The organism is Rhizobacter sp. P5_C2 (assembly GCF_054049715.1).
The window spans coordinates 1-1664 of sequence record NZ_JBFULV010000233.1; the positions used below are offsets into that span (position 1 = coordinate 1).

Below are 1664 nucleotides of genomic sequence, written 5' to 3' on the forward strand. Positions count from 1 at the left end.
TGTTGGGGTCGAACGGCGGCGCTGCCACCGGCGTCGGCGGCAGCGGCCGCGCAGGCGGCGCAGCCGGCGGCGGCGGGCTTTGCACCGCCGGCGGCACATAGGCGCCGCGCAGTTCGGGCGTGTGGTCGAAATCGGCCGGGATGCCGGCGGCCGGTGCCGCGGGCGCGGAGCCGCCGAACATCGCCAGCGGATCGGTGTTGGCCGACGCGCCGCTCGGCGAGGGCGCAGCCAGGAAGGCCGCCAGCGGGTCGCCGCCGCTGCCGGCGGCCGGCGCGCCGCCCAGCCCGAACATCGCATCGAGGCTCGACGACGGTGCGGCGGTGGGCGAGCCCAGCAGGTCGCCGAGGCTGAAATCCACCGGCAGCGAGCCGCCGGACGGCGCGGGCGGGGGCGCCGAGGCCGAGCTGCCCATGAAGCCGGCCAGCGGATCGGCCGAGGCCGAGCCGGACGACGGCGACGGCAGATCGGCAAACGGGTCGAAATCGTCCGGCAGGCGGCTGGCCGTGGCCGGCGGAGGCGGCGGAGCAAAAGCACGCGCGACCGGCGGCGGCGGGGAATAAGGGGGCGGCGGGGCGTACGACGGAGGAGAGAAAGGCGGCGGCGGTGCCACCACCGGCGCGGCGGCCGGCCGGAACGACGGCATCGTGCCGGTCGGGCTCGACTCGCGCGCACCGCCCATCAGGTCGGCGAACGGGTCGCTGGCGCCGGGGCCGCTCGGCCCGCCCAGCAGGTCGCCGAACGGGTTGGCGGAATCGATCGGCGCGGGCGTGGCACGCGGCGGCGTCGGCTGCGCGGGGGGCGGCATCGCCGCCGTCGTGCCGCCGAGCGGGCGCGGGGTCGGGGGGGCCGGCGGCACTGGCGGGCTCAGCTGCATGCGCGGGTTGGTGCGCGATTCGACGGCCGAGGCCTTGATCACCGTGCGCGAATCGATCGGTGCCCGTTCATCGGTGCGGGGCGCGGTTTCGGGCGCGGCCAGCGTCGCACGCATCACGTAGCCGCCGATCACCAGCTCGTCGGCATGGCCGAGCGTCGAGCCTTCGCCGGCGTTGATCGGCCGGCCGTTGATGACGATCGCGTTGGCGCTGCCGACGTTGCGGATCGAGAACGAGCCGTTGCTGAACCAGACCTCGGCCTGCAGGCGCGAGATGTGGCGCTCCGGATCGGGCAGGGCCAGCGTGTTCGTGTCGGAACGGCCGATCGTGCCACCGCGTTCATCGAAGTGGCCCGTGATCGACTGAGACAGGGTCTCGTTCTTCAGGGTATGGGCGCGTATCACCAGGATCATGAGGGCTCCGACTAGCGAGGCAGGCACGCCCGCCGAGCGGAGCCGGCGCGCCTGAAGCCGGTTTATCCGCCGGGCGACCGGGATTGGCAATCAACGAAAGTCATGCGCCTGTCGTGAAACCGATGGGAAACGATTGCTGAAATGGATTGCCAGATGACTTTCGTTCATTGAGACTTTCCTTCCCCCCAGGCACTGTGCCGTGCCATGCCAGAAGACGACTACCCGGAACGCCCGTTCGAAGATGACGAGACCACGCGCGTCATCACCCATTCCAGCGCCAGCATCAGGACCGCCCCGCTGAACGCGGCCGCGGCCAATGCGTCGGCGGACACGCTGCCGGCCGCTGCGCCGGGAAGTGAGTCCGCGCGCCGCAGTGCGC

At 72.8% G+C, this 1664-nt stretch carries 1 protein-coding gene; it reads right to left on the bottom strand.

Annotation, left to right across the window (positions count from 1 at the left end; genetic code table 11):
* The coding region (locus ACXJLU_RS33260) for an FHA domain-containing protein (protein ID WP_457337994.1) at window positions 1-1285 on the bottom strand (1285 nt) is incomplete at its 3' end.
* Window positions 1286-1664: the final 379 nt, after the last annotated feature.